The following is a 22,778-nucleotide window of genomic DNA, read 5'->3' as shown; positions in this document are numbered from 1 at the left end:
TGTTCGCGCTCATTTTTTATAGTGACAATAGTCACCCATTTAAATGTTGTCACTACACCGTCTTAAAGCGCTCACAATCTTGATAGAGTTCAGTAGAACGTTTATCCACCACATCACTGGTTTGCTTCAGGTGCTGATTGCTCAGCTCTAAGTCACTCATCGACTCGCTAATTTGCGACATATTGCTTGCCATCGACTGAGACGTCATCGCGAGCTCTTTCACGGACGAAAATATCACTTCCGTCTGGGCACTCGCCTCTTGCGCTTTGTTCATAATCTCTTCAAGTGCCGATTTGGCTTGGTTACCTTGTTCGCGCCCGGTCTGCATTGAAGTACCGGATTGCGCGATAAACTGAATGACCTCCGAGCTTTCACGTTTCATGGTGTTAATCGTGTCTGAAATTTCTTCGATCGCTTGAACGGTTCTCACCGCAAGGCTCCTTACTTCATCAGCCACTACCGCAAAACCCCGTCCTTGCTCACCCGCTCTTGCTGCTTCAATGGCTGCGTTAAGCGCCAATAAGTTGGTTTGCTCTGCAATCCCATTAATGATGTCCATCACGGAGTCGATTTTCTGCGACGCTTGCTCTAATTGGCCAATATGTGCCGCTGCCTCATCCAATATACTCGCCACCTGCTCAAACGAAGCGATCGTTTCCACAATCACTTCTCCACCAGCTTGTGCCGACTCTGCCGATGATTTACTGATCGAGGCGACATACTCTAAAGAGCCCGAGATCTCTTGAGTCGTGACACTTACCTCTTCAGTTGCCGATGCAAGTTGCTGAGTTTGCGCCATCACTTGAGACTGATGTTGCCCAAGCTGCGTGATGCTGCTATCAAGTAATTCTGAGCTGGCTGATAATGACTGACTATTCTCTTTCACCCCGTCCACCAATGTGCCGAGATTGTTGCAGCTAATATTGATTGCTTGTTTGAGCTGATTAAATTCATCGCGATGATTACGAGTGATCGTCAACCGAGTGGTTAAATCTCCCTGCTCAATTTGTTTAAGTGCTGATAAAGTTTGCTTAAGTGAGCGAGATAGAGAGATGTTTAGGGCGAGAAAGATCGCCGTTGTGAATAATGCTAATAACGCACAAGCGATACCAACAGACATGCGTGTCATGCCAGACACCTTATCAGCCTCACTGGCAAGACTGGTTGCTTGCTGCCCAAGCAGTTCAGCTGCATCTGAAAAAGCCGCTAGTGTTGCTACTTGAGCGACGCCTAACTGCCCTTCCAATTGATTCAAGCCCGCGGATAATTCCACAATACGTGTAAAGCCAAGCTCAAGTGCTTGAACTTCCTTTTCATACAACTCCAACATGGCGTAAGCATTCGATGCATTAATAAAGCTAGCCAGTGCTCGCTTGAAGCCTTTTTCATTCTCAGCACTAGACTCAATCAGAAAGTCCTGCATGCTGGTCACCACCTTTTGAAAGTCTGCCGTCAACGTTACCATGCCTGTTTCTTTAATCGCAGCATCAATCTTGGCATTATACTGATGCATCTGACCCAGTAAGCCGTCATCCATAGAAAAGCCAAATTCCGATTTGAGCGTAATCCACGGACCGAGATCTTGAATAAACCGCGCCAACGCGACCGTCATTAGCTGATTTTGGTCTCCAAATCCGTGACGCTGTAGAAAGTCACGATCCACATCGGCGCTCTGTTCCAACATCGCTAAGCTCGTTTCAAAAGTACCTCTGCCCTCGGCTGTCAACGTTGCGCGCCTATTAACGGTATCGAGCAACAATATTTGTGTCGATGCCATGTGTGCACTTGCCCGCTCCATACCGGAGCGACTGTCATATTTATTGTTTAAGCTAGTAAGCGCATAAAAAATATAGCTCACCAATATGATGAACCCTGCCCAAAGGGTGAGCATTGCCAGCGACGTTTTTTGTTTTTGAGATAAAGCAACTTCCATGTTATTCCCCTTACAGCAACCGTTTCTATAATGGTGGCGAACCGTATAACACTCGATAAATCCAGCATATTTTGTTCTTGTTGGAAAACGGCGACCACAACTGACACTTTCGTTAACAACGCTATAACATATTTATTCAATGAGCAACAAGCAGATCCATTCATCGCTCAAGAGTATGAATGTCATCGCCAGTTTTGCTGTTGTGAAAGTGGGTTTTGTAATAAAATAACGGGTAAAAATAGTTATTAGAGAGAGCATATGTCAACTACTGGTCGCATTCACTCATACGAATCCTGTGGCACGGTCGATGGACCGGGAATCCGTTTCATTGTCTTCTTACAAGGCTGTCTTATGCGCTGCATGTATTGCCACAATCGTGATACATGGGATACACATGGTGGTAAAGAAGTCTCAGTAGATGAATTGATTGCTGAAGCGAAGTCGTACCGTCACTTTATGAATGCTTCTGGCGGTGGTATCACCTGCTCTGGTGGTGAAGCAATGCTGCAACCAGAGTTTGTGCGTGACTTTTTTAAAGCAGCACAAGCAGAAGGTATTCATACATGCTTGGACACCAACGGTTATATTCGTAAGCACACTGATGTGGTTGACGAAGTACTCGATGCCACTGACCTTGTCATGCTCGACATCAAACATATGAAAGATGAGATACACCAAGACTTCATCGGTGTTTCCAACCGTCGCACGCTGGATTTTGCTCGTTACCTACACAAAATCAATCAAAAAACGTGGATTCGCTACGTTATCGTCCCTGGCTACACTGACGATCCTGAGTCAGCGCATCTGTTAGGCGAATTCATTAAGGATATGGATAATATCGAAAAAGTTGAGCTATTGCCGTACCACAAATTAGGTGCCCATAAATGGGAAGCACTTGGCTACGACTACCCTCTTGAAGGCACTCAGCCACCATCAAAAGAAGTCATGGACACTATCCAAAATATTCTTTTGCAATATACCGATGTGGTTAAGTACTAACGACAGACCTACCCCAATAAAAACGCGCGTAAAGCGCGTTTTTTTATCTCAATTTCGTGCTCAGATCATGTTCCTCTTTGGGGGGAAACTGGTAATCTAACTATCATTCAAATGTGGCTATTCAGAGAACTAACCTTGTTCAGCCACCTATAATAAAGACAAATTCTAGTGAGGCTCCAAAGATGGAAATGACTAACGCTCAACGTCTAATTTTATCAAACCAATATTACTTGATGGCAAAACTGAGCCCTGAGAGTGAGAATAAGTACAAAAGACTGCAAACTATCGTCGAACGTGGCTACGCGCTGCAAATGCGTGAGATGGACAAAGAATTTGGCTGCTTAGTTGAAGATGAATGTCGTGAGATTATCGACATCCTAGAAATGTACCATGCGATGCAAGAATCCAATAAAATGTTGGCAGAGAACGAGCGTAAAGATGTTGACCAACGTCGCTTACAGTTCTTGGGCTTTGACATCGCAAGTGAAGCGCAGCTCGTTCATTATGTTCGATTTTTAGTCGACTCAGAAGGTCTATACCCACAATTTGATAAAGCCGACCATCACTTTAACAGCCAAATGCCGATGCTTGAAAAGTACCGTCGTATGCTTGTCACATGGAAAAATTGCCCTCGCCAATATCACCTGTCGAGTGCTGAGTTTAAGCAGATTTTTAACGCCTAGCTCCATATTTAAATGACATAAGCTGTCGTTGCCAACGCCCAGAATGCTTATTTCTGGGCGTTTTAGGTTCTCCTACCCTAGCTTCCGTTCCTACAATCAAGACCCATGTTCAAACTTGAGACTTTTATTCATTTCCTACCTTCATCATCGAAGATTTACAAATAAACACATAATTGCAAAGCAAAAATCTGAAAAGCCTACTAGTCTTTAAATTGACATGGAGTCGCATTAATTATGTGTTATCGGTCAGTTTTGCAGGTTTAAGGGGAATCAGCTATGAGTATTTTCGACCATTATCAATCGCGGTATGAAGCCGCCAAAGATGAAGAGCTATCAATTCAGGAATTCTTAGGTCTATGTAAAGACGACAAAAGTGCTTATGCCAACGCTGCTGAACGTCTATTGCTTGCTATTGGAGAGCCTGAAATCATCGATACTGCTCAAGACCCACATTTAAGTCGCCTATTCTCAAATAGGATTATATCGCGGTACAAAACATTCGAAGACTTTTATGGCATGGAAGACGCCATAGAGCAAATCGTGTCTTACCTCAAGCATGCAGCCCAAGGCTTAGAAGAACGCAAACAAATCCTATATCTTCTCGGTCCCGTAGGTGGTGGTAAGTCTTCACTAGCAGAAAAGCTCAAAGCACTAATGCAAAAAATGCCTATTTATGTGTTGTCTGCAAATGGTGAACGCAGCCCCGTCAACGATCATCCATTCTGCCTTTTTGATGTCAATGAAGACGGAGACTTACTCAAGAGCGAATACGGCATTGAAAAGCGCTATGTCCGCTCGATCATGTCCCCGTGGGCCGCTAAGCGACTGCATGACTTCGGTGGCGATATTACCAAATTCAAAGTCGTCAAAGTCCGCCCTTCAATTCTCGATCAGGTCGCTATCGCTAAAACCGAACCAGGTGACGAGAATAACCAAGATATCTCATCACTTGTGGGTAAGGTTGATATTCGACAGCTTGAGCACTTTTCACAAGATGATCCCGATGCCTACAGCTATTCAGGCGCTTTATGTCGAGCAAACCAAGGTCTGATGGAGTTCGTAGAGATGTTCAAAGCACCAATTAAGGTGCTTCATCCCTTACTAACCGCTACTCAAGAAGGCAATTATAACGGTACTGAGGGGCTATCAGCATTGCCTTTCGATGGCATGATTCTCGCCCACTCAAACGAATCCGAGTGGCAAACCTTTAGAAATAATAAAAATAACGAAGCCTTTTTAGATAGGGTTTATATCGTTAAGGTTCCGTACTGTTTAAGGGTTTCAGAAGAAGTAAAAATCTATCAAAAACTTCTAGAACACAGTGAGTTAACAAAAGCACCATGCTCACCAAGCACACTCGAATTGCTGGGTCAATTCAGTGTTCTCTCGCGACTAAAAGATCCTGAGAACTCTTCACTATTCTCTAAAATGCGCGTGTATGATGGTGAAACATTAAAAGACACCGATCCAAAAGCCAAAAGCTACCAAGAATATCGAGACTATGCTGGTGTCGATGAAGGGATGTCCGGACTGTCGACGCGATTTGCGTTTAAGATACTGTCACGTGTATTTAACTTCGACCAGACTGAAGTGGCAGCAAACCCCGTTCACCTGTTCTACGTGATTGAGCAGCAAATTGAACGAGAGCAGTTCCCACAAGAAGTGGGAGAAAAATATCTCGAGTTCTTGAAAGGTTACTTGGTACCTCGTTACGTAGAATTTATCGGCAAAGAAATTCAAACCGCCTATTTAGAATCCTACTCTGAATATGGTCAAAATATCTTCGACCGCTATGTGACGTATGCTGACTTCTGGATTCAAGATCAAGAATATCGCGATCCAGAAACTGGCCAACTATTTGACCGCTCTTCTCTTAATGAAGAGCTTGAAAAAATTGAGAAAACGGCGGGGATCAGTAATCCAAAAGACTTCCGGAACGAAATCGTTAATTTTGTACTACGTGCAAGAGCAAATAACAACGGCTCGAATCCGGTATGGACGAGTTACGAAAAATTACGCACTGTGATCGAGAAGAAAATGTTCTCCAATACTGAAGAACTCCTTCCCGTCATCTCTTTCAACGCCAAAACGTCATCAGATGACCAACGAAAACACGATGACTTCGTGAATCGTATGATGGAAAAAGGCTACACCGAGAAACAAGTAAGGTTACTATCTGAGTGGTACTTGCGCGTTCGTAAGTCCTCTTAAATACACCGAGCTTTATGACGCAGCCCCGAGCTAAAGCTCGGGTTCTGCTTGGTGAGAGGAATACAGGGAGTAACAGCTCATGTCGCAATTTATCGATAGACGCCTAAATGGTAAAAATAAAAGCGCGGTGAATCGACAACGATTCCTACGCAGACATAAACAAAAAATCAAAGAGTCCGTCACAGACGCGGTCAACCGCCGTTCTATCACTAACACTGAAACGGGTGAAGATGTCTCGATCCCCAATACTGATATCAATGAGCCTATTTTTCATCAAGGCCAAGGCGGCTTGAAGGAGCGGGTCCACCCTGGTAACGACCAATTTATTACCGGAGACAAAATAGAACGCCCACCGCAAGGCGGACAAGGAGGCGGTGCAGGTCAAGGCGACGCGAGCCAAGATGGTGAGGGTCAAGATGAGTTTATCTTCCAAATATCCAAAGATGAATATCTCGACATTCTCTTCGAGGATCTAGCGCTTCCAAACCTTAAAAAGAACCAAATTAACAAAATCAAAGAGTGGAAAACACACCGCTCGGGCTATCAAACTGCCGGGATGCCTTCTAATATTGCCATCGTGCGCTCATTACAGCAATCACTCGCAAGACGCACTGCAATGACGGCGGGTAAACGTCGCTTAATCGACGAATTAAACGAGCAACTCGATAGCATTAAAATGAGCGAACCCGCTCAGCCCATCGAAGAACGTCGTATCAAAGAAGAGATTGCTCAGCTTCGCAAGAAAATTGAAAGTGTTCCCTTTATTGATACCTTCGACTTGCGCTTTAAAAACTACGAGAAACGCCCAGTGCCCTCTAGCCAAGCCGTCATGTTCTGTTTGATGGATGTCTCAGGTTCGATGGATCAGGCCACAAAGGACATAGCTAAGCGCTTTTATGTGTTGCTCTATTTATTCCTTACTCGCACTTATGAAAACGTTGAAGTGGTATTCATCCGCCACCACACACAAGCCAAAGAAGTCGACGAGCATGAATTTTTCTACTCGCAAGAGACAGGTGGCACCATCGTATCCAGTGCACTTAAACTGATGCAACAAATCGTACAGGAGCGATTCCCTACTGAACAATGGAACATCTATGCCGCTCAAGCTTCTGATGGGGATAACTGGGCAGATGACTCGCCACGCTGTAAAGAATTGCTCGTCAATAGTCTACTACCCGCATGCCAGTACTACTCTTATATCGAGATCACTCGCCGCACGCATCAAACCTTGTGGCATGAATATGAAAAACTCGAAAATGACTTCGACAACTTCGCAATGAAAAATATTCGCTCTGTCGAAGATATCTTCCCAGTGTTTAGGGAATTGTTTCAGAAAGAGACAACATAGGGAGATGTATCTATGACAACTAAAGCCAAAACATCATCAAAAGTGTTGCCTGACGGTCCAGATTGGACGTTTGATTTGCTTGAACGCTATCACACCGAAATAAAGCGCGTCGCGGCCTTTTATAAACTTGATACCTACCCTAATCAAATAGAAGTCATCACATCTGAGCAAATGATGGATGCCTACTCGAGTATTGGTATGCCCATCAACTATAACCACTGGTCATTCGGTAAGAAGTTCATACAGACTGAGCAAGGTTACAAACATGGTCAAATGGGCTTAGCGTATGAAATCGTCATCAATTCTGATCCTTGTATTGCTTATTTGATGGAAGAAAACTCAGTGACCATGCAAGCGTTAGTCATGGCACACGCGTGTTACGGTCATAACTCATTCTTCAAAGGAAACTATCTATTTCAAACTTGGACGGATGCCAGTTCCATTATTGATTATTTACTATTTGCTAAAAACTACATTTCTGAATGCGAACAAAAGTATGGGGTTGAAGATGTAGAAAGAACGCTCGATTCTTGTCATGCATTAATGAACTATGGTGTTGATCGCTATAAGCGTCCTGAAAAGATTTCAATGGCGGAAGAAACCATTCGCCAGCAACAACGTGAGGCTTATTTACAATCTCAAGTGAACGAGCTGTGGCGCACTGTGCCGAAAAACCGCGAAAAAGAATCCGAACAAAAAGTTCTATTCCCAAGCGAGCCACAAGAAAACATCCTCTATTTCATTGAAAAAAATGCACCTTTGCTTGAGCCATGGCAACGTGAAATTGTTCGTATCGTCAGAAAGGTAAGTCAGTATTTCTATCCTCAAAAGCAAACTCAAGTTATGAATGAAGGCTGGGCAACGTTCTGGCACTACACGATTCTTAATCATCTCTATGATGAAGGCTTGGTCAGCGACAAATTTATTCTAGAATTTCTGCATAGTCACACCAGTGTGGTCGCACAACCTGCCTATAACAGCCCTTACTTTAGCGGTATCAATCCATACGCCCTTGGATTTGCCATGTTTAGAGACATAAAGCGCATCTGTGAAGAGCCAACAGATGAAGACAAAGAATGGTTCCCTGACTTGGCAGGCAGTGATTGGCTGGAGTCCTTACACTTCGCCATGCATAACTTTAAAGATGAAAGCTTCATAAGCCAGTATCTGTCACCAAAGTTAATGCGAGAGTTTAAACTGTTTTCTATTCTTGATGATGATAGAAAGAACTTTATTGAAATTTCGGCTATACACGATGAATCGGGTTACCGAAAAATACGTGAAAAGTTAGCGGCGCAATATAACCTCAGCAACTTAGAGCCCAACATCCAAGTCTATAATGTCGATGTTCGTGGTGATCGTTCTCTCACTCTACAACATGTCCCCCACAATCGAATTCCATTAGATAAAGGGTACGACGAAGTGCTTAAGCACCTCTATCGACTTTGGGGCTTTGATGTCATTTTAGAAGAAGTAAAAGAATCTGGACGACGAGAGATCCTGGCGACTTGTCCAAAACGCGAGGCTTACAATTCGAGTATTTGACCACCATTAATTACAGCAAAATAAAAAAGCGGCTCCTATAAAGGAGCCGCTTTTACTGCTGAACGTTAACTGTCTAAATCGTTAATGAACCTAAATGGTTACGAAACGATAGCATTCAACGTTGCGCTTGGTCGCATCAATGGTGCGACCAATGCATCATTAAGTAAGTAATACCCACCTAAATCGCCAACAACGCCTTGCGCGGCATTCAGTTCAGAAACAATCACACTTTCGTTAGAAGCCAGCTGCTCTGCAATTGGAGCAAATTCATTCGCCAGTGCTGCATCTTCAGTTTGTAGCGCCAGTGCTTGAGCCCAGTAAAGAGCCAAGTAGTAATGTGAACCACGGTTGTCCAACTCACCCACCTTACGTGACGGTGACTTGTTCATGTCTAAGAACTGCCCTGTCGCTTGATCCAGCGCTTTAGCCAGTACGTTCGCACGTTCGTTGCCACTGACTGTACTCAAGTGCTCTAGAGACGCTGCTAGCGCGAGGAACTCACCTAAAGAGTCCCAACGTAGGTGATTTTCTTTTTGAACCTGCTGTACGTGCTTAGGCGCGGAACCGCCAGCGCCAGTTTCAAATAAACCACCGCCATTCATTAATGGAACAATCGACAACATCTTCGCAGACGTGCCCAATTCTAAAATTGGGAACAAATCCGTCAGGTAATCACGTAACACGTTACCAGTTACTGAAATGGTGTCTTGGCCTAGTTTAATTCGGTCAAGAGAGAAAATGGTCGCTTCAAGAGGTGCAAGAATGCGAATATCCAAACCATTCGTATCGTAGTCAGGTAAATATTGGTTTACCTTTTTAATCAACTCTGCATCGTGAGCGCGCGCTTCATCTAGCCAAAATACGGCAGGTACACCTGTCGCACGAGCACGTGTCACAGCTAGCTTAACCCAATCTTGAATCGGAGCGTCTTTAACCTGACACATACGGAAAATATCGCCCGCTTCTACTGCTTGCTCAATCAATACTTGACCTTGTGCGTCAACAACAGACACAGTGCCTTCACCATCAAGAATAAACGTCTTGTCGTGCGAACCGTACTCTTCTGCTTTTTGCGCCATCAAACCAACGTTTGGCACACTACCCATGGTAGTAGGATCAAACGCACCGTTCTCTTTACAGAAGTCAATCACAGCTTGATAAATGCTTGCATAGCTGCGGTCAGGAATCAGTGCCTTGGTATCTTGCTGTTTACCATCCGGTCCCCACATTTGACCAGAAGATCGAAGCATTGCGGGCATAGAAGCATCAACGATGATGTCACTTGGCACATGAAGGTTCGTGATACCTCGATCAGAGTCAACCATCGCTAACGGGGGTTGTGTCTCGTAGACGGCGGCTAAATCGGCTTCAATTTCTGCTTTTTGCGCCGTTGGTAGTGACGCAATCTTAGCGTACACATCACCAATACCATTTCGAACATCGACACCTAACTCATTAAATAGAGCACCGTGCTTTGCGAATACTTCTTTGTAATACACTTCAACTGCATGACCGAAAATGACAGGGTCTGACACCTTCATCATTGTCGCTTTCAAGTGTAGAGAAAGTAAAACACCTTGCTGTTTTGCTTCTGCAATTTGCGCTTCAAAGAACGCGACCAGTGCCTTCTTATTTAACACCGACGCATCAATAATTTCACCAGAGAGTAATGATACTTTCTCTTTTAAAATCGACACTTCACCGTTAGCAGAGGTGAACTGGATTTTGACATCCGTTGCTTGATCAATCGTGACTGATTTTTCGCTACCGAAGAAATCTTGATCTGCCATGCTAGCAACATGGGATTTTGAATCTTTTGACCACGCCCCCATTGAATGCGGGTTTTTCTTGGCGTAGTTCTTTACTGATAATGGTGCGCGACGGTCTGAGTTACCCTCTCGGAGTACTGGGTTTACCGCACTGCCTTTAATCTTATCGTAGGTTGCTTTCACCGCTTCTTGCTCAGCTGAGCCTGGCTCTTCTGGGTAATCTGGTAGCGCATAACCATTGGCTTGTAGCTCTTGAATGGCTGCTTTTAATTGCGGAATAGAAGCCGAGATATTAGGCAGTTTGATAATGTTTGCTTCTGGCGTCGTCGCCAATTCACCTAACTCACTAAGCGCATCACCAATTCGCTGCTCTTCTTTCAAATAGTCAGGGAAGTTTGCAATAATGCGCCCTGCTAATGAGATATCTCTCGTTTCAACGTCAATCCCAGAAGACGCTGTGAATGACTGAATAATCGGTAGTAGTGAGTACGTCGCAAGCGCTGGCGCTTCATCAGTAATCGTGTAAATAATGGTCGGCTTTTCTGTAGGCATGAAATTTCCCTATCGTTCTAATTGGGCAAGGTTACCCTTATCAATTAACGCATACCGAAAAAGGCAGCGTAAACGTTGTAACTGTACCAACAAGCCTCATACTGCACCCAATGTGGTGCATAAATAAGCAATCAGAGGCTTTTAGTTCAGTTAAACGAAATCCTAAGCAACTATAATTAAACAAAAATGAGCAATTAGTCTATTATCTTGTGCATTAATCCTGTTTTTGAGCGCGCTCATGATAGCTCAAAACAGCGGTAGACAAAACTAAAGCACACAGTTTGTTTACATTTTTGCAGGGTAGTTAACATGACATTTAAAACAACACGTGAACCATCTAAGTCACGTGCCGCGACTAAATCAACACGTTTCAAACAATCCATTGGGCAATCGACATCCTCTCATCGTCGACCATCGCGTCGCCGAAAAACGGAAGACGTGAAACCAAAAGTGTCTATTGCTGAGCGAAAGGTCATCATTTTTAACAAGCCTTTTGATACGCTCAGCCAGTTCACCGATGGTGATGGACGAAAAACACTGGCTGACTTTATCCCTATTAAAGATGTTTATGCAGCAGGAAGGCTGGACCGAGACAGTGAAGGACTGCTTATTTTAACTAACGACGGCATCTTGCAGGCTCGCTTAACTCAACCGAATTCGAAATCGGAAAAAACTTATTGGGTTCAGGTTGACGGGGCTCCGTCAGAAGATGATATTCAAAAACTAAGAGATGGCGTGACACTTAAAGATGGACCAACACTACCCGCTAAAGTGACACGTATGGATGCGCCCGATGTCTGGGAACGAAATCCGCCGGTAAGATTTAGAGCGAATATCCCAACAACATGGCTTTCGATTACCTTAATTGAAGGGCGAAACCGCCAAGTTCGTAGAATGACGGCTAATATTGGTTTTCCAACACTTCGCCTAATTCGCGCTTCTATGGGGCAGTTTACGCTGAGTAATTTGCAGCCGGGTGAATGGGAATTACTTCCTGCCGATCACCCAGCGCTGATTCGTTAACTGCGTCGTAGAAAACGGCACGACGTCATAACGGTGTAAATGTTTAGTTTGAATCGCCCGCCGTTAACGAAGCCACTAACTGACGAACATGCTCAAGGTCCTCCGGTGTGTCCACCCCTGCCGGAGGCGCTTGTAACGCCACATCAACATGAATTTTTTCACCGTACCAAAGTACTCTCAGCTGCTCTAAACATTCCACTTTCTCTAATACACTTGGTGCCCAAGACACATAAGTGTTAATGAACCCAGCACGATAGGCATAAATACCAATATGTCTAAGTAGAGGGTGAGCTGGTGATTGTTTAGGATCTTGGCTATAAGCGTCGCGATCCCACGGAATAGTGGCGCGACTAAAATACAGCGCATAGCCTTGTTCATCCGTGACAACCTTAACGGCATTAGGGTTGAACGCTTCTTGCTCGGTCTCAATACGAACACCTAACGTCGCCATTGGTGCCGTGCTTTGCTGCAAATTATTCGCAACTTGCGCAATAATTTCGGCTGGTATTAAAGGTTCATCCCCTTGCACATTAACAACAATATGCTCCGGTTCTATTGCCATTAATTCAACCACTTCAGCCAAACGCTCTGTCCCTGACTCATGGGTTGGAGAGGTCATACACACTTCTGCGCCAAAACTTTTTGCAGCTTGCTCAACACGCGGGTCATCGGTAGCAATAATGACTCGCTTGGCGCCCGACAACATCGCTTTTTCATAAACATGCTGAATCATCGGCTTACCCGCAATATCCGCCAGAGGCTTGCCCGGTAATCGCGACGACTCGTAACGCGCTGGAATAATGACTGTGAATGACATTATCGCCCCTCTTCCATCGCCATCGTTCGTGCTTCTGGCTCCAACAATACTGGAATGCCTTCCTTAATTGGGTACGCTAGTCGGTCTAACTTACAAACCAGTTCTTGTTTGTCTTTATCGAACGTCAGCTTACCTTTGCAAATAGGGCACGCTACAATTTCCAGAAGTCTATGATCCATAACTCTCTATAACCTTTCTAATTTTTATCAGTATTTCTTCGCTATCGTGGTTGGTAAAATTTGCAGATACTGGTAAGTACCACCAATTTTCATGAGCGAAGTGTCGACATTTTACTGCATCTTTTTCTGTCATAATGACATTATCAACACCTTGCTCTAATGCAACAAGCTGTTGTTTATCAAAATCTTTATGGTCGGCAAAACCCTGTTCGCGCGCTAGATTTGCCCCCAATTGATTTAACGTAGCAAAGAACCGTGGTGGATGTCCAATACCGGCGAATGCCGCCAGAGTACCCAATTCATTCACTGCTACTTTCTTTCCAGATAGTAGATTCACCGCCAACGTTGGCTCTAAGGTAAAGACTTTCTCATTCGCCTGCTGTGAGCCCCCGCCATTGGTTACGATCAAATCGACATCTTGCAGTCGAGAAAGCGGTTCTCGCAAAGGACCCATGGGTAATAACGCCTCGTTACCAAAGCGACGCTGTCCATCAACGACAACAATTTCGAATGCTCTGTCTAATGCGTAATGCTGTAAACCATCGTCGGTAATCACCACATCCACACCCAAACGTTCTAATTCTTGCACGGCATGTGATCGAACAGGATCAACGATAACGGGTACACCAGTACGCTCAAAAATCAATTTTGGTTCGTCACCACAATGCTGTGTCAACGTCTGCTTATCAACGCGCAGAGGATACCGTGGGGACTGAGCACCGTAGCCACGCGACACGACGCCGGGTTTAAAACCAAGATTGGCAAGCTGCTCTACCAGCCAGATCACCATCGGTGTTTTACCATTCCCACCCGCGGTAATATTACCCACCACGATAACAGGTAAGGATGAACGGTAAACCGGTTTCTTGCCTTGATGATAAGCCCGCTTGCGCCTTGCCGTGATCACGCCATACAAGTGGCTCAATGGCCATAGCAACACCCACAAAACAAAACGCAGTGGGTGCTGTTCGAACCAAAGTTTTTCAATCACGAATGATCACCAAACTGAATACGGTGTAGCTGAGCATAAGCGCCTTGATGAGCGATCAATGTCGCGTGATTGCCGCGCTCTATGATTTCGCCTTCGTCGACAACTAAAATCTCATCCGCTTCCTCAATAGTTGAAAGACGGTGAGCAATGACCAAGACCGTTTTGTCCTTTTGCAATTCATCAAGAGCCGATTGAATCGCACGTTCAGATTCCGTATCGAGTGCAGACGTCGCCTCATCTAGAATCAGAACTGGCGCATCCCGTAACAATGCTCGTGCAATCGCGATTCGCTGACGCTGACCTCCAGAAAGGCTAGCACCATTTTCACCAATCACTGTATCCAAACCATGCTCTAAGCCATCGATAAATTCCATGGCATGGGCTTGTTTTGCGGCGTGCTCTATTTCTTCACGGCTATATTTCCCTTGCGCCGCATAAGCGATATTGTTAGCAATCGTGTCGTTAAATAAGTGGACGTTCTGCGAGACGAGCGCAAAATGTTGACGCAAATTAGTGAGCTTAATGTCATCGATTTTGTGACCATCGAGCGCAATATGTCCGCTATCAACATCGTAGAAACGAGTGAACAGATTGGCAATGGTACTTTTGCCTGATCCTGAACGCCCCACTAATGCGATAGTTTTACCTGCCGGTAAATCAAAACTGACATTGCGCAGCGCTGGCTTCTCGGTGCCTTGGTAGGTAAAGGTAATATCATTTACGCTAATGTCACCTTTAACAGATTGTAATTCTGTTGTGCCGTTATCTTTTTCAGTATCAAGATCAATCAACGCAAATAATGTTTGGCTCGCTGCCATGCCTCGTTGGAATTCAGCGGTCACGCCTGTTAACGCTTTTAGTGGGCGCATCAGTGAAAACATGGCCGAAAAAATAACCGTAAACGTACCTGGTGTTAATTCGCTGCGTACCGAATCAAAGCTCGCCAAATACAATACCGACACCAAAGCCAATGACGCGATCATTTGAATTACAGGGTTGGCAATCGCTGAGGCCGCCACCATTTTCATGGTCTGCTGACGCATTTGGTTGCTCATACTGTCAAAGCGTTGGCCTTCAACCTCTTGACCACCATAGGTCAAAACAACTTTATGCCCTTTTAACATTTGTTCTGCGGACGTGGTCATTTCTCCCATCGAGGTTTGCATGTTGCGGGAGATTTTTCTAAAGCGTTTCGATACAAATCCAATCGCCCAAGCGACAACTGGGGCAACAACAATCAGTACTAAGGATAACTGCCAGCTACTCCAAAACATCAGGAACAACAACCCAATAATACTGGCACCCTCTCGCACAATACTCACCAAAGAGCGGCTCGTTGCACCTGCGACTTGTTCTGAGTCATAAGTAATACGTGAAAGTAATCCACCCGTTGATTCCTTATCAAAAAAGGAAACCGGCATATGCATAAAATGACTGAATATCTTTCTACGTAACTGCATCACCACATTACCGGATACCCAGCTTAAACAGTACGTCGATACGAAGCCACTCAAACCCCGTATAAACATCATGCCAATAATGATCAGTGGTAATACTTTAAGAAAATTAGATTCAACATCACCAAACCCTTCATCTAGAAGTGGTTTCAGCAAAGAAAGCATGTAAGTATCTGCCGCCGCGTTGATCACAAGCGCGATAATGGCAACCGTCAACCCAGTCTTGTACTCACGGATATACAACCACAAACGCTTAAAGGTCTGCAGCGTGGTTTCATCTTGATTTAGTGACATAATTCTTCAATCATTTTCATCTTAATTTTCTTTTATTCTACTCCGCTTCTTAACATCTGCCTATACCAAGGGGCGAGCTTATCGCCTCTGAGAGTGAAAGCGCTCACTTCTTGTGCACTAAATGACAAATTCACTTGTCCCGCTGAACCCGTGTCGTACCATTTGGCGCCATTTTGTAAATATCGAGCCTTGACATCTGGATTGGGTAGATTCCATCGCCCAGCAAAACGCGTCGACGCAATAGCATGTTGAGTATTAATTCGATTTAACAGCCATTCCGACGACGATGTTTTACTGCCATGATGCGGAACCAGCATCGCATCTAGATGTAGCAAAGGCAGATTACGAGCGAGCAGGATTTCACTAATTTGATCAATATCACCGGTAAATAGCACCTGGTGCTCACGAGATTGCCCCTTAGGTGCGTAAGTCATGAGCACAACACAAGAGTGTGGATTATAAGCACGTGATACTAGCTTAGGTGGCCAAAGCGCCTCAAACGTTACCTCCTTCCATTGCCACTTCTCGCCTGCGATACATGGTTGCTCCGTCGCATCAGCATCAGATTTTCGAACCCACTTTGGTTGCCATTGCCGTTGTAAATTTACGGTGCCACCAGCATGATCATTATCGGCATGACTCAAGATAATGCCTTCTAGTGCGTTCACCCCTAACTGAGCAAGTGTGGGGGTAATTAGACGCTGAGCAATGCTAAACCCCGCCATTTCTATACCAGTATCATAAACAACCGCGTCATTGCCTTGCTGAACAATGACGGCTAGCCCATGACCGACATCTAACACAACTACTCGAAAATGATGCTTTTTCTCTGCCTCTATCCATAAAAAGAGCGCCATCACTGCAATGATGGCTACCCAACGCGCCGTTACCCATTGCCAGCATAAACCCGCTGCAATGACGAATAGAATAGGCAGTACATAATGAGGTTCCAACTCTACCCAGAACCAGCTGGAATAAGACATCGCCTTAATCACCACGGATAATAATGGGTCCATCACCAAGTCATAGAGGCCAATATCGTCGATTCCCATCATTGCTGCGACTACGCTAAATACTGTCATTAGCAATAAGGCAGGCATAACAATAAAGCTGAACCAGGGCACAAAAATGAGGTTGTATAGCGCACTCCCCAGTGACGCGCCATTAAACACAATAATCAACAATGGCAAAAACAACACCGCCAGTCCGATATGAAATAACAAACCACTGCGTATCTTCCCTGCTTCAATATACTGAGGTTGTCTTAAGTAAGCCGCTAACACCACTAACGCACTCACCGCATAATACGACAACCAAAAACTCATACTTGCGGATGAAAATGGCAACACTGTCAGGACCAGACCCGCGCTAAAAAGTAACATGGCGACGGCATCGGCTTTGATGCTTCGAGAGCAAATAATATAGAGCACCAACAACATCAGCAGCGCTCTAACCGTCGGAATGGGGAAATGCGCTAACGCCCCATAGAAACCAGCAAAAATAAAACCACTGACAACCGCTAGCCAAGGTTGTGAGGCAATGAATAACACTATTTGTTCAAACCATCGCTTCTTGCCACTTCGACGCTCAATTTGGCTTTGCCGTGATAGCACACCACATAACAGTACAACGGCCCGGCCAACGAAGACGCCAATGGAAAAAATAATGGCGATATGAAGCCCAGATATCGCCATTAGGTGCGACAGTCCACTTTCGCGCAAACTGGCCCAATCTTCGGCGGTTAATTTAGAACGGTCGCCAAATATCAACGCTAAGTAATAACCTTGATAATGACTCGTCGATGTTGCGCGGTATATATGGTTGTAAATGTTCGACTGCCAGTGACGCTTACTCGACACCATACTATGAGCCGAATCATCAACCCTAGCTTGGGCAAGCAAGCCATGAGCAAAATAGTACTTTTCTTTGTCAAATCCCACCCTGTTCTTAACACCAATAATACGCTTTAACCTCACTGGCGCCACCACCCAAGCGCCGACGTCTACTGGCATAGAAAACTTAAGTTTTATTTTCGGTCGATAAACCAAGTTAATCGACTCACCGTTGACGCTAAAAACCGTCACGTCCGCCTCATAACCTTGACTTATTTGTTTAAAATAGCTGTCAACTCGCGCTTTTATGGTAATATCTGTGCCGAATCGAAAAAGCGCCTCTGTTTGGCTCTTGAGAAGATTCCCTTGAATTAATGCCACGGATAGTGCGATGAATCCCGTCAACAATATAAATCGACGCTTTATCAGCAAGGCGAAACTGATTAAGGATACAGGAATCAACCAATAGATAGTCGGCATCACAGGCCAAAAAGTTGCACTTATTAAAGTTAGGGTGTAAACCAAAGGTACAGTGATGCTTGTAAAGAGAGTCATGTTTCCCTATGCCAAGAAAGTTCATCAAACGTTTCATGCCAAATCACGAAGTGATCAAGCGACAAAAGGCTTTGAAAATATTCGGCAATGTCCTCTATAACCCCAACCTGTGGTGTTTAAACCGCCGCTCTGCAGCGGGTGCTTTTGCCGTTGGTTTGTTTATGGCTTTCGTTCCATTGCCGAGCCAAATGATTATGGCTGCAGGCCTTGCAATTCTATTCGGTGTAAACCTACCGTTATCCGTCGCGCTGGTTTGGATTAGTAACCCAGTCACTATGCCTGTGCTATTTTATTTCGCGTATAAAGTCGGTGCATTTTGCTTAAGCACACCCACGCAGCCGTTTCATTTTGAATTGTCATGGCAGTACCTTTCTGAGCAAATGTCGACCATTGGACCTCCATTCCTTTTAGGGTGCCTACTTTGCGCAGTGCTCGCGTCAATTGCAGGGTATTTTGGTATCCGCGGTTTATGGCGTTATTCTGTCGTGAGAAGTTGGCAACAACGCTCATTACGCTAGTCTCTAAAGCGTGTTTATTTGGGCTAAATTAATGCGTTGCTCTCTAGGATGCAAAATCGTGGCGACAACCTATGAGCCAAATAGCAAAAACATGAAACTGTGAAGTACATCAGTTAGCAAAAAAGGACCCTTAGGTCCTTTTTTATTCGCTACTCTATTCGCTGTTATTACTTGGCACTTAACACCGTCGCTGGATTTAGCTGGCTGGCTTTCGATGCTGGGTACCAGGTTGCCACAAGGCTCAACGCAATCGCGGTTCCTGATACTAATGCCACATCACTCCAAACTAACTGCGATGGTAAGAAATCAACAAAGTAGATATCACCAGACAAGAATTGATGGCCAACGAGCGTCTCGAGAGCAGATACGATTGGCGTTAGATTTACCGCGAGTAAGGCGCCCGCCATTCCCCCGACAATGCTCCCCACCACACCTGAAAACACGCCCTGCCAAATAAAAATTCGTCTTATCAAACTGTCGCTTGCGCCCATAGTTCGTAAAATCGCGATTTCTCCAGAGCGATCTTTTACTGCCATCATCAGCGTTGAAACAATATTAAAACAAGCCACGCCAATCACTAATACCATGACTAAATACATGATGGTTCGCACCAACTCGATATCACGATAAAGAAAGCCATATTTTTGCTTCCAACTTCGTAAATACACATATTCAGACAAAGAGTTTCCGACTTGTCTAACAATCAATGGCGCATCAAAAACATCATCGACTTTTATCGATACCCCAGTGACTTTATCCCCCATTCGGACGTACTTTTGGGCATCTTGCAACGGTACTATCACCAAGCTGTGATCAATTTGACCGTTAAGCTCCAGTAAGCCTGTCACTTTTACCCGCACGCGCCTTGGTGACTGCACTTTGGTTGCATCACTCGTCGACGGGATCATTAACGTCACAAAGTCCCCCACCTTAGCGTTGACTTGCTCTGCTACCCCTTTACCTAAAATAGCTTGCTGCTCTCCGGCACGAAACGCTTGCCAGCTTTCCTGGTTCACAAAGCTCGGTAATGAAGACACGGTTTGCTCTAATTTAGGATCGACCCCACGTACCTCAACGGCTTTTAGTTGACTGCCTTTTTCAACGAGAGCCGTAACACGAATATACGGGGCTGCGGCTTCAACACGCTCATGCTTACTTGAAGCGGCGACCATCTTTTGCCAATCTTCAATCGGTTGGTTGACGCCTTCAAACTCACCATGAGAGATGACTGACAGTACTCGGTTTTTTAATTCTCGTTCAAAGCCGTTCATCGCTGATAAACCAACAATAATCACCGCGACACCCACAGCAATACCCACAATTGACGATATCGAAATAAAAGACACCATTCTATTGCGCTGCTTGGCTTGGCTAAAACGTTTACCAATAAAAAAGGATAATGACACGTCTATTCCTTACTTCTGCGCGATATCAATTAATAAACCATCTTGCATGTGAAGCTGTTTATCCATTTTTTCCGCTAATTCGTTATCATGGGTGACCACTAAGAAGGCCGTGCCGTATTCCTTATTTAAAGTACGCATCAAATCATAAATAGCGAGCGCTGTTTTATGATCTAAGTTACCCGTAGGTTCATCAGCTAGCACCAGCGAAGGTTTGTTGACCAATGCTCGTGCAATCGCCACACGTTGTCGCTCACCACCAGACAGTTCCGAAGGGCGGTGCGTCACACGATGACCTAAACCAACACGCTCCAATAAGTCATGAGCTTCTGCTTTTGCATGTTTCACATTCATGCCACCAATTAACAATGGCATCGCCACATTCTCTAGGGCAGTAAAGTCACTCAATAGATGATGAAACTGGTAAACGAAACCCAAATGCTGATTGCGGATCTTCGCTTGTTGATTACTACTAAGCGTCAACAAGGATTGACCTAAGAATTCAACCTCACCCTGCGAAGCATCATCCAACGCCCCTAGCACATGAAGCAAGGTTGACTTACCCGATCCCGATGAACCGATAATGGATACCAGCTCCCCTTTAGCAATCTCAAAACTGACCCCTTTCAAGACTTCGGTATCCACCGCGCCATCGTGATAAGTTTTGCGAATATTCTGGCAAGCGATTAAAGGACTACTCATATCTTAAAGCCTCAGCTGGTTTTACGGATGACGCACGGTAAGAAGGAAATAAAGTGGCAGCCAAGCTTAATAGCACGGCGCCAACAACAACGATAATAATTTGGTTCGGGTTAATCATGATGGGTAACTGGCCGCCAAAGCTAAACAGAGCAACGCCCATCGCATCTAATAACGCGTTTAGATTCTGAGCCATCAATACGCCTAAAACCCCTCCCACGACCGCACCAATGGCGCCACTACTTGCACCCTGCACCATAAAAATCGCCAACACTTGTCTATCTGACATGCCTTGGGTTTTAAGTATCGCTACCTCAGCTTGTTTTTCCATGACGACCATGATCAAAGCAGAAATAATATTGAAAGCAGCCACACCGATAATCAGCCCTAGCATCAATCCCATCATATTTTTTTCCATTTTTACCGCTTGGAATAACTCTCCGCGCTGTTCACGCCAATCGCTCCAATGCCATGATTCCGGAAGTTCGTTTTGACTTAAACGTGAAACGACGAATGGGTCTTGGAAAAAGAGTCGCCAGCCACTGGCTTCTCCCGGCTTAAAACGCATAAGTTTCGCCGCGTCTGATATATGAGTGACCACCAATGAACTATCAATGTCTGACCCTGTGCTATACAAGCCCGCGATGGTGAACATTCGCTGACTCGGTATTCGACCTAGTGGCGTATACTGACTGGCACTCGTCACCATCAATCGAATTTTGTCACCAACTTGGACATCAAGCTCTCGTGCCAACGTGTGACCAAGTAACACCCGATAATCTCCGGCCTTAAGTTGATTGACACTGCCACTCACCATTCGGTGCCGAATGGGATCATTACTCTCAGGTTCAATACCCAGCATCATCACCGCCGCCAAACCTTGATGACTTTGAACCACGGCCTCACTTCGTACAATAGGAACGGGGGGCTGGCTCGTTGGGTAGTCACCAAGAAAGGCTGGAGGTGCCTGGTCTGAAGCTATCGTACCACTTGAATGGGTGATAACCGCCTGAGGAAGCACGCCTAAGATACGCCCCTTGAGTTGCGCCTCAAAACCATTCATCACGGATAGCACTGTCACCAAAGACAGCACCCCGATGGTAATTCCGGCGGTTGATATATAAGACACGAAGCGGCTAAAACGGTCACCAGACCGACCTCGTAAGTAGCGTAATCCGATAAAAACGGGTAATGGGTGAAACATAGACACAACCAAAGAATGAAATCTAAGGCTAATGTAACGAGAAACGCGCTGAGGTTGTAGCCCTGAATGTGATTTTCGTTTTAAATGACAGACTTTTAACGATTTGATAGGGCAATTTCTTGATAACTCAGTGATACACAGAGATAATTAAGGCTATTAATCAGGGATTACCTATGTCACAGAATGACTTCTTTACCGTAAACGGCGCAATTCGAGCCAACATCGAACCGATGGAAATCGGCGCAACACTACCTGAGTTAGACAGTTATCTGGCACAGATCCCTGCGCCGTTTGTGGCTTCTTGTGAATTTAGCCAGCTCAATCAGCAACGAGAAGCCGCAAAACATGAGCTGCAGCAGCAAAACCTTAAACACGTTGCAGAGCTCATAGACCAGCAAAATACCAAACTCAATCTGCTGCTTAATTACATGATAGCCCAACAAGATGAGCCTGCTTTCCGTCAAGTCACGACGCGATTTGGCGCCGGAGAAGTCGCCTACTGCAGTCATACGCCCCTCACCATTGGGCAGTTAGCAATAGTAAAACTATTTTTAGACGCACCACCCGCCGGTATTTATTGCTACGGTGAAGTCACTGACGTACAACGCTCAGATTCAGAACGTCCGGAATCAGATTACACTATCACTCTGTCCTTCGTTCGCATTCTTGAAGAGCATCAAGACATGCTCATTAAAGCCGCGTTGTACCATCAACAAAAACTCTTAAGACAGCGCTCGCTTGATCGAGACAAAAGCTAATCACT

At 45.0% G+C, this 22,778-nt stretch carries 18 protein-coding genes; 8 read left to right on the top strand and 10 right to left on the bottom strand.

The window, feature by feature from the left end; genetic code table 11:
• Positions 1-52 precede the first annotated feature (52 nt).
• Complete coding sequence (locus MD535_RS10810) at positions 53-1,933, bottom strand: methyl-accepting chemotaxis protein (protein ID WP_265675047.1); 1,881 nt, start codon at positions 1,931-1,933, stop codon at positions 53-55.
• A 258-nt stretch (positions 1,934-2,191) separates the two neighbouring features.
• Here MD535_RS10810 and pflA point away from each other — a divergent pair, with 258 nt between their 5' ends.
• The 5 genes from pflA (at position 2,192) to MD535_RS10785 (ending at position 8,722) form a co-directional block, all read left to right on the top strand.
• A complete protein-coding gene (pflA, locus tag MD535_RS10805; protein WP_265675046.1) occupies positions 2,192-2,932 on the top strand; it encodes a pyruvate formate lyase 1-activating protein in 741 nt (246 codons plus the stop codon).
• A gap of 182 nt (positions 2,933-3,114) precedes the next feature.
• Positions 3,115-3,615 carry a YfbU family protein gene (locus MD535_RS10800; protein ID WP_265675045.1) on the top strand — a complete coding sequence of 167 codons (501 nt, stop codon included), beginning with the start codon at positions 3,115-3,117 and terminating at the stop codon, positions 3,613-3,615.
• A 276-nt stretch (positions 3,616-3,891) separates the two neighbouring features.
• Entirely contained in the window at positions 3,892-5,826 is a 1,935-nt protein-coding gene (locus MD535_RS10795; RefSeq protein ID WP_265675044.1) for a PrkA family serine protein kinase, read from the top strand.
• Positions 5,827-5,905: 79 nt separating this feature from the next.
• Positions 5,906-7,177: a YeaH/YhbH family protein gene (locus MD535_RS10790; protein ID WP_265675043.1), complete on the top strand. Its 1,272-nt coding sequence runs from the start codon at positions 5,906-5,908 to the stop codon at positions 7,175-7,177.
• 12 nt (positions 7,178-7,189) lie between these two features.
• The gene (locus MD535_RS10785; protein ID WP_265675042.1) at positions 7,190-8,722 is read left to right on the top strand and encodes a SpoVR family protein; all 1,533 of its coding nucleotides are present in this window, start codon (positions 7,190-7,192) and stop codon (positions 8,720-8,722) included.
• A 98-nt stretch (positions 8,723-8,820) separates the two neighbouring features.
• Here the strand turns inward: MD535_RS10785 and MD535_RS10780 are convergent, their stop codons facing one another.
• Positions 8,821-11,043: an NADP-dependent isocitrate dehydrogenase gene (locus MD535_RS10780; protein ID WP_265675041.1), complete on the bottom strand. Its 2,223-nt coding sequence runs from the start codon at positions 11,041-11,043 to the stop codon at positions 8,821-8,823.
• A gap of 309 nt (positions 11,044-11,352) precedes the next feature.
• Here MD535_RS10780 and MD535_RS10775 point away from each other — a divergent pair, with 309 nt between their 5' ends.
• Positions 11,353-12,066 carry a pseudouridine synthase gene (locus tag MD535_RS10775; RefSeq protein ID WP_265675040.1) on the top strand — a complete coding sequence of 238 codons (714 nt, stop codon included), beginning with the start codon at positions 11,353-11,355 and terminating at the stop codon, positions 12,064-12,066.
• 43 nt (positions 12,067-12,109) lie between these two features.
• Here MD535_RS10775 and kdsB read toward each other — a convergent pair whose 3' ends face one another.
• From kdsB to MD535_RS10750, 5 genes are read right to left on the bottom strand one after another with little or no spacing between them, the layout of a single operon-like run.
• The gene (gene kdsB / locus MD535_RS10770; protein WP_265675039.1) at positions 12,110-12,883 is read right to left on the bottom strand and encodes a 3-deoxy-manno-octulosonate cytidylyltransferase; all 774 of its coding nucleotides are present in this window, start codon (positions 12,881-12,883) and stop codon (positions 12,110-12,112) included.
• Positions 12,883-13,062, bottom strand: coding sequence for a Trm112 family protein (locus MD535_RS10765; RefSeq protein WP_250617016.1), 180 nt, complete (start codon positions 13,060-13,062; stop codon positions 12,883-12,885). Before MD535_RS10765 ends, kdsB begins: the two co-directional genes overlap by 1 nt.
• Complete coding sequence (gene lpxK / locus MD535_RS10760; protein WP_265675038.1) at positions 13,052-14,053, bottom strand: tetraacyldisaccharide 4'-kinase; 1,002 nt, start codon at positions 14,051-14,053, stop codon at positions 13,052-13,054. Before lpxK ends, MD535_RS10765 begins: the two co-directional genes overlap by 11 nt.
• Positions 14,050-15,804: a lipid A ABC transporter ATP-binding protein/permease MsbA gene (gene msbA, locus MD535_RS10755; RefSeq protein ID WP_265675037.1), complete on the bottom strand. Its 1,755-nt coding sequence runs from the start codon at positions 15,802-15,804 to the stop codon at positions 14,050-14,052. Before msbA ends, lpxK begins: the two co-directional genes overlap by 4 nt.
• A 32-nt stretch (positions 15,805-15,836) precedes the next feature.
• A complete protein-coding gene (locus MD535_RS10750) occupies positions 15,837-18,191 on the bottom strand; it encodes a DNA internalization-related competence protein ComEC/Rec2 (RefSeq protein WP_265675036.1) in 2,355 nt (784 codons plus the stop codon).
• 8 nt (positions 18,192-18,199) lie between these two features.
• Here MD535_RS10750 and MD535_RS10745 point away from each other — a divergent pair, with 8 nt between their 5' ends.
• Positions 18,200-18,709: a DUF2062 domain-containing protein gene (locus MD535_RS10745; protein WP_265675035.1), complete on the top strand. Its 510-nt coding sequence runs from the start codon at positions 18,200-18,202 to the stop codon at positions 18,707-18,709.
• A 167-nt stretch (positions 18,710-18,876) separates the two neighbouring features.
• Here the strand turns inward: MD535_RS10745 and lolE are convergent, their stop codons facing one another.
• Genes lolE through lolC form a run of 3 tightly spaced genes read right to left on the bottom strand, consistent with a single transcriptional unit; the run spans position 18,877 to position 22,015 of the window.
• Positions 18,877-20,121: a lipoprotein-releasing ABC transporter permease subunit LolE gene (lolE, locus tag MD535_RS10740; RefSeq protein ID WP_265675110.1), complete on the bottom strand. Its 1,245-nt coding sequence runs from the start codon at positions 20,119-20,121 to the stop codon at positions 18,877-18,879.
• A gap of 3 nt (positions 20,122-20,124) precedes the next feature.
• Complete coding sequence (gene lolD / locus MD535_RS10735) at positions 20,125-20,814, bottom strand: lipoprotein-releasing ABC transporter ATP-binding protein LolD (RefSeq protein WP_265675034.1); 690 nt, start codon at positions 20,812-20,814, stop codon at positions 20,125-20,127.
• Positions 20,807-22,015, bottom strand: a complete 1,209-nt coding sequence (gene lolC / locus MD535_RS10730; protein ID WP_265675033.1) for a lipoprotein-releasing ABC transporter permease subunit LolC — start codon at positions 22,013-22,015, stop codon at positions 20,807-20,809. Before lolC ends, lolD begins: the two co-directional genes overlap by 8 nt.
• 173 nt (positions 22,016-22,188) lie before the next feature.
• Here lolC and MD535_RS10725 point away from each other — a divergent pair, with 173 nt between their 5' ends.
• Entirely contained in the window at positions 22,189-22,773 is a 585-nt protein-coding gene (locus MD535_RS10725; RefSeq protein ID WP_265675032.1) for a PilZ domain-containing protein, read from the top strand.
• Positions 22,774-22,778: the final 5 nt, after the last annotated feature.

It is taken from the genome of Vibrio qingdaonensis, assembly GCF_026191675.1.
GTDB lineage: Bacteria > Pseudomonadota > Gammaproteobacteria > Enterobacterales > Vibrionaceae > Vibrio > Vibrio qingdaonensis.
Note: the sequence above shows the minus strand (reverse complement) of the source record. Positions and strands in the feature narration are given on the sequence as shown.